1 protein-coding gene is annotated in these 227 nt (G+C 65.2%); it reads left to right on the forward strand.

All coding sequences use genetic code 11. The features are described 5' to 3' along the window. Positions 1–177: D-arabinono-1,4-lactone oxidase (locus V7E05_RS13595; protein WP_333620174.1), on the forward strand; the 177-nt coding region annotated here is incomplete at its 5' end. Between the last annotated feature and the right edge of the window lie 50 nt (positions 178–227).

Genomic DNA, 227 nt, shown 5'->3' on the forward strand with positions numbered 1-227 from the left:
GAGGACATCTTCCGCGAGGCCGGAGGCCGGCCGCACTGGGGCAAGATGCACTCCCTCGGCCCGGACGAGTTGTCCGCGCTCTACCCGCGCTACGGCGATTTCGTCGCCGCGCGCGACGCCGCCGATCCGGGCCGGGTATTCCGAAACGTCTACACCGATCAGGTTCTTCCCCGCTAGTGGTCCGCATTTGAAGTGTTGTTACGGTTGGCTTTCGCGAGGACTTCCTC

Origin of the sequence: Dietzia sp. (genome assembly GCF_036741115.1) — a bacterium.
Taxonomy (GTDB): Bacteria; Actinomycetota; Actinomycetes; order Mycobacteriales; family Mycobacteriaceae; genus Dietzia.